Origin of the sequence: Marivirga sp. (assembly GCF_024636815.1) — a bacterium.
Lineage (GTDB): Bacteria > Bacteroidota > Bacteroidia > Cytophagales > Cyclobacteriaceae > Marivirga.
On sequence record NZ_JAGXGF010000030.1, the window covers coordinates 1 to 6,576 of the forward strand.

The 6,576-nt window shown below is 34.9% G+C and carries 5 protein-coding genes; 2 read left to right on the forward strand and 3 right to left on the reverse strand.

Going from position 1 to position 6,576, the window contains the following annotated elements:
- Positions 1-335 precede the first annotated feature (335 nt).
- The gene (locus Q0L29_RS02685; protein ID WP_296618848.1) at positions 336-617 is read left to right on the forward strand and encodes a Tn3 family transposase; all 282 of its coding nucleotides are present in this window, start codon (positions 336-338) and stop codon (positions 615-617) included.
- Between the two features lie 46 nt (positions 618-663).
- Here the strand turns inward: Q0L29_RS02685 and Q0L29_RS02690 are convergent, their stop codons facing one another.
- The 3 genes from Q0L29_RS02690 to Q0L29_RS02700 form a co-directional block, all read right to left on the reverse strand.
- Entirely contained in the window at positions 664-3,876 is a 3,213-nt protein-coding gene (locus Q0L29_RS02690) for an ankyrin repeat domain-containing protein (RefSeq protein WP_296618850.1), read from the reverse strand.
- Between the two features lie 36 nt (positions 3,877-3,912).
- Entirely contained in the window at positions 3,913-4,080 is a 168-nt protein-coding gene (locus tag Q0L29_RS02695; RefSeq protein WP_296618851.1) for a hypothetical protein, read from the reverse strand.
- Between the two features lie 126 nt (positions 4,081-4,206).
- Positions 4,207-4,470 carry a helix-turn-helix domain-containing protein gene (locus Q0L29_RS02700; protein ID WP_296618852.1) on the reverse strand — a complete coding sequence of 88 codons (264 nt, stop codon included), beginning with the start codon at positions 4,468-4,470 and terminating at the stop codon, positions 4,207-4,209.
- Positions 4,471-4,719: 249 nt separating this feature from the next.
- Here Q0L29_RS02700 and Q0L29_RS02705 point away from each other — a divergent pair, with 249 nt between their 5' ends.
- Positions 4,720-5,991 (forward strand): hypothetical protein, encoded by a 1,272-nt coding sequence (locus Q0L29_RS02705; RefSeq protein WP_296618854.1) that lies wholly within the window; start codon positions 4,720-4,722, stop codon positions 5,989-5,991.
- Positions 5,992-6,576: the final 585 nt, after the last annotated feature.

Sequence of the window (6,576 nt, forward strand, 5' to 3'; positions counted from 1 at the left end):
GCCACCATTATTAAAGTGGATGGGCCAAGTTATCGAGCTAACTATGCTAAGGAGCAAAATAAGGCAAACATCTAAAAAAATTTATGGGTAACCGGCAATGTTAATTGTCGCCGACCGGCAAAAGTAATTGACGTCTAACATATGACAATCATCCGAGTGAAAAGTTACTCTAAGGTTATTTTATATTAAATATTAGTCAACTTTTTTTGTTATTGAGCAATAATGAAAGTTCAAAAAAATGTTTCCCAGCAGGTTGTTGATGGAAAATAAAACTATATGTTATATCTTATTTCTAATTAAGTTGTTTTTTAGGTTTAGGGTAACTTTTCACTCGGATGATTGCCAAACCCCTATTTGGGGTCATTACCCCTAATAGTAAAATGCAGCAAAAAATTATTTCATTTGGTCGAATGGTTGCTAATGCTGTAATGTTCCACACGGTTGCCAATACAACTAATGTGCTTAACCAATTATCTGCTGAAGGTTTTGAATATAATAAAGATGACTTATCAATTTTATCAGCATATTTTCGGGAAAATATTAATCGTTATGGTGTTTTTGAGTTATCCAGATCAAAGGAAACTAGGCCATTAGAGTTTGCCATTAAATGCGCTTAATATTTGAACATGACCCTTTTTTACCAGGATCCCGGCCGGGGGTCAATTAAAAACCTGGCTTCAATGGAGTTGAATATGTTGTCTGCGTTGATGGATAACTGGTTATTAATTCGTCTAGCAACTTTTGAACAGTATCTTTGAATTTCCCTTCAAATACGTCCCTATATTTTTCCTGAGATTTTAAATGATCAACCATTTCAGCAAAATCATCACGACTAACCTTGCAAATTTCGGTTATCAGGTCAGACAGAAACTCTATCTCTTTTACAAACTCATTGCCTGAAAAAAATCCCATACTTCTAAAGGACTTATAGGTGCCCAAGAGTATGTCAATCTTTTCGACACTATGTCTTCTAAATATTAAATTGGAAGCAAATTTGTCTGCATTGTCTGGCTCATTTAAGAGGGACTTGAAGCTGGTGTCGTCCAACATATCCTCTTGAAAGAGCCTCTTGGATGAATCATCAATGCTTATTGCATTAGATACTAATATCAGGAAATTGTCTTGATTAAGATCAATATCACAAATTCTAACTCTACGAAGTATATTTAATATATTTATCGCTCGTGGAGAATTAATGATAAGAGCTTGCCGCGTTTCATCATTTAAAATATTAAGTGATTTGAGGGTAATTAAAATATTAAAAAAATCAGGTTCTGAACTACTCATGGAAACTAAAAATGTGTCATCATTCAAAATTTTTTGTGAATTAAGAGTGGTTAAAATGTTATTAACGTTTTTAATGGCCTCTTTACTACTTGAAAAGACCACTTTTTGATTATTATCATTCAGCATATGGTATCTATTAAGAGCTAATAAAGCCATACAAATCGAATAAGCATCTGGTATATGCTTTTGCAGTCCATGAAAAACAGTATCATTTAATATACCTTTTTCATGTAATCTTACTAAACTTTCTGCGAATCTTTCTGCATGTTGAGTACTTTGGATGATTGTTTTTGCAAAGCAATCATTCAAAATGCCGGCTTTAAGGAGTAAAAACAAACCCTGACTAATTTCCCGTGTGTATTGCTTATTAGTCAATAGTGCCTCGTAAATGTATCCTTGAAGGCTTTTGGGATCGCTAATATCAGGAAGTTTAATGCCTAATTCTAATAAAACCAAAAATACGTTTAAATCATTATTTTTTGCAGCGTGGTGTAGCTGGGTGAAACCATTTTCATCTCGAGCATTAAGATCCATTTGTTTACTCGACAGTAGTGCTTCAATTATTGCACTTCTATGTTCATCGGAATTTTGTAATACAGCAAGATAAATAGGAGTATAGCCACTATCGTTTCGAGTATTTGGATTAAGGTTTTGTTCTGCAAGAAATTGGATAAGCTTTAGATCGCCGACAGTTACCGCAGTATGAAATAATGAGTTACCCTTTCCATCACTAAGACTAAGATTAGCGCCATAATCAATCAGTCGTGTAATAACGTCAAACTTCTTACTTTCAGCTGCCGCTATAATGAGTGATTTTGTTTCTTTATTTTCTGTGGCTACTGAATCAGGGCTTACCCCTGTTTTTAGAAGAAAATCCAATACCTCAAGATGACCATGCTTAGCAGCCAAATAGGCTGCCTTACTCATATGTTCTATATCCATTTTATGTAATTGAGGATTGTGTTTATATACTATTTCAATAATGTCGATGCGACCTGCATTAGCTGCTCGCATTAGTGGTGTCCAGCCATCTCCGCCAACTTGAGTGACATCTGCGCCATTTCTTAAAGCAGCCTGAATGTCATCAATATTTCCCATATGAACGACTAAATTGATATCTTCATTATCCAGCGCGTTGTAATCTGAAGACGAATTTTCTTGGGAAATATTTTGTTGTGTGCTAGATAAGATAAGACCATCACTTTCAAATATCGATTCTAAACTCTGGCTTACATCGAGATACAAATTGGAGTCAAAGTATGTAGTATCCAGAACTTGAATTTTACCCCCCTGTAATGCTGGGAGTGCATGTTTGATTATCACATTTAAGATAAGTTTACTTTTAATTCTATTCTCATCATCTAAATGTTTAAACATTGAAGCAATAGATAGTAAAATTTCATTTTTTGATTTACCCAAATTTATTTTAGGATCTAATTCTGTCAAAAGTTCATTTAAGTTAGTTATACTCGTTATCATTTTTTTAATCTCAACGGATGTAAAATGGCAACGCTGAAGCTTTAAACCATCAGAGAACGCTGTGAGGAAATGAAATAAGCCTTCCTTATCAGATTGAGCTATTTTTTTACAAAACTCAAACAAACCTGGGTTTTTAATAAAGGTAAATCCTTGTCGTTGCAACATAACCTGTAGGCGTGTACCAGGATCCAAAATTTCAAAATAATCCCGCTTCTTTTTTTTATATTTCTCACTCTTGTTTGCGATTGTTAAGTTTTCACCACGAATATTCGTTTGGCTTTTAGCATACTCACCCAATGTAATTTCTTTTCCATCTTTTTCTTTGATAGGCGAATTTAATATCTCTGGTCCAAGTGAGTTCAATCCAGACCATGACTGCATGCCACGAACTATTCTTGCAAGTTTTGTTTGCTTCCCTTCAAAATTTTTTAATTTGATCGAATTGTTTTTTTTATTAACAAGTTGAGGCAATTCAGAATGATATAAGGTTGTGGAATCAATCTGCGATAACTGCTTTAAATGTTCAGTTACAAAAACACTGCATCCTTGTGTTTGCGTTTGTATATCTCGGGACTTTTTCTGCTGACCTAATATGTAACTATCGCTTTTATAAACATAATGATTGCCGTCGGGGAAGTTGGCTTTTAATCTGGCGTGTATCGCAGTATAGCCAATACCATTAGCCGCATCTAAAACAAATGAATTAACATGACCATTCTCATCAATATATAGATCCACTGCACTCCAGTGGCGTTGGGTTAGAGAACCCGCGTCATAAAAAGCTTTATCTTCGCGTGGACCAACAAAACAAGTCACAACGGCCAGTTCTATACGTGTTTCAGGAGGTAATTTTTTTACATTTTGCTTTAATAACATCAAAAAATCGAAAAATTCATTATCATCTCTACTTCGTTGCTCTAACACAAAACCATTAAACGATTTGAATTTATCAAATCTTTCTTCTCGTTTAACCATCAGCAACAAAGCTTGGCTGCTGACTGTTTCAGAAATCAGTTTCCCTTCATTCTCTTTTTCATGTTTTATTTCGTCAGCCGCTTTTTTTAATTCTGCTTGCGCTCTTTCAAATGACATATACATCCAAATTTTCATAAATATTATTTATTGTACACTTTGCGCTTCATTTAATCAATGTGGAATTCCGAAGTTGATGGGGTCACTACCCCTACATGGAGATTTATCAACATTATTGAGATACCGAATGAATTCTGTAATTGGTTTAATCGGCAAATGATTATCATCAAGGACTAACCAGCTGAAATCATGAGGGCTTAATTTGATTTTTTGAACTTTCATTATCTACGCTCCAACGTTAATGGTTAAATATATTGCTTATATCTAACGTTGTGAACGGAAATCTTATTAGGTCTGATTATCGGAGTAATTAAACCTAATTGCGATTTAAGGGCGCACCCTCTTTGATCAAATTAAAATCAATACTCTTGGGTGCTTATTTCCTTGCTCCCACTGTCTTACCGTTGATGGTGAAGTATTAAGATATTTAGCGAAAACTGTTTGGCTAACTTGCTCTCTCAAGCGAATTTTTTTTATCTCTTTAGATGTGAATTCTATAACCGGTGGTAAGCACAGCGCATCAAACTCATGCATAGTTGTTGCATCAATGACATCAACATCATAAAGGCCCTTAGCAGAGTCATGTACAACGTCTAATATTGATTTTTTCATATTAATCACCTTTTACCGTAATTTCGATTAGTTTCTTTTGCTTAACAACTGTATCTAGCTCCATCAGATAATGAAAAATACGTTCTTGCCAATTTCTTTAAAGCCTTAGTTTCGAGGGTTCGGCTAGAGTGATCTGGCTGTTTTACTCAACCAGGTCCCCTTTAATGACGGAGTGAATTTGCTTTTTTTTGATTTAAACTGTTGGATTAGTGTATAATCGAATTATTTTTTGCATATTGGGAGCATTTTATGCCGCTAGTTCAACCTGGTGAGTCAAGAATATCAACGGCTCAAAAAATCGTTAGCTGGCTATTTCGTGAAAGTGAACTGTCTCTTAGCTTTGTAGAATGGGCAAAATTATTTTCCGCAACCATCATTAAAAATAATCATCAATTTTCAAAAGATTTCTTTGATGCTTTATCTCAAAAAATAAGGACATCTTTTGAGGATCCTAATTTAAGTAATGCAAAAAAAGAGCTTATTCTTTATAACGCATTATCGTATTTAGCCTTTGCAAATCCACAGGAAGATCAGATTATAACCATCAAAGGAATAGACTATTCCGTTGAAAAAATTCAATTAACATCTGGATGGCTCAGTGCTCCTTACTATGCGTATGGCTTGCGTGCATTAACAGATCAAGATGCTCAATCTTATTTAATCTTCCAAGGTTCAACGACTCCCAGCGACAATGGTTTCTTGGCTGGACTTTTGGCTGACACGAGACCTCATGGTACTATAGGCGCACAATTATATTCTCGTGGACAAGAAGAAATTCAGCAATGGATTGATGAAGAGCATCGACGAACTCAAAAACGAGTGGTGTGCACAGGTGCAAGTTTAGGTGGCGCGATGAGTTTGCATGCTCATATTCATCAACCCAATAAAGTAGATTTTTTTGTCCTGAATCCCCCTTCTTTAACGAGTCGTGAAAAGCGTATTTATGAAAACCAACAGCACGATCCATCCACTGCTAGTGAGCCAAGAATATTAAAAATGGTATCACATATTATTGATCCTGTATGGTCATTAGGCAGTTGTTACTTACCTAGAGGTACGATGGTATACAGGCACGGTGATAACGATGAGTACAAGTTCTTAGCTCATGCACGCTCTTCTGATTGTAGGGCAGAAAGCTTTGAACCGCAGTTCGTAATTCTCGAGTCTAATGAGCTGGTAAAAAATAAATACTGGAAAAGTCTAAAGCCTTTCTTATTTTTTGGGGTTCTTATACTTCATGTAATTGCTTTGCCCATAAGAGTTATGATTCAAGTCACATATGAGATTAGTCATTTATGTGCAAAACATACTCCACCATCAGCTGAAGAAGAAGCATCATCTTATTCTCGTATGATAAATGATCTCCCAACGGGAGAGAAAAAAAATTTGGATTCAGAAACAAAACCAGCTCATATCACCTCATTGTTTCCTGAAGCACCATCACCGTCGCCTGCTGGCACTGCGAAAGAACTGAATGATGACTCTAGCGTACAAAAGAATATTCAACCATTCAGGGGCTAAACTAATGAGGGCTTTAGCTTGGAATTCCCTCGATACCAAACAACAGACCCTAATAGAGCAAAAAAACATGATTCTTATAATGGATATAAGGTCAATTTTTAATTTTATTTGGCTGAAGTTTTCCAATTGCCCTGGTTTTATGGCAAGTTTATAGATACATCACAATAACTGTCTATTAATTTATAAATTAGTAGACAGTCGAATTCACATCCAATGAGGTGTCTATTAAATCGAAATTTAATATTTAGTAGACGATTATGTCTATTAATCGATTTAATAAACAAATTTCACCTCATAGTATTGTTTTAACAAAATACTTTAATGTTTAATTTTCGTACATTCAAATTAAACTATACCATATAATGTTACCTGTTATTTTCGAAGAGCAACTTAAAGTATCATCAACTCCTGAATCAAAGTAATATCAGGATTTCTGCGCTGTTTTATTGATGATATGTTCTATTGTAGTTCTATTTAAAAGAAAATATACCTTTTATAAATAGACTTGGCCCCTTGCCCACTATTTTCCCTGACTGACTTCAACCAGGTTTTGGATAGCATTCCCAATCAAGACCTGCATAACAA

Excerpts from the sequence above, each read along its gene's own strand:
- Q0L29_RS02685 (WP_296618848.1), top strand. The coding sequence starts at position 336 with ATGATTGCCAAACCCCTATTTGGGGTCATTACCCCTAATAGTAAAATG.
- Q0L29_RS02690 (WP_296618850.1), bottom strand. The coding sequence starts at position 3,876 with ATGAAAATTTGGATGTATATGTCATTTGAAAGAGCGCAAGCAGAATTA.
- Q0L29_RS02695 (WP_296618851.1), bottom strand. The coding sequence starts at position 4,080 with ATGAAAGTTCAAAAAATCAAATTAAGCCCTCATGATTTCAGCTGGTTA.
- Q0L29_RS02700 (WP_296618852.1), bottom strand. The coding sequence starts at position 4,470 with ATGAAAAAATCAATATTAGACGTTGTACATGACTCTGCTAAGGGCCTT.
- Q0L29_RS02705 (WP_296618854.1), top strand. The coding sequence starts at position 4,720 with ATGCCGCTAGTTCAACCTGGTGAGTCAAGAATATCAACGGCTCAAAAA.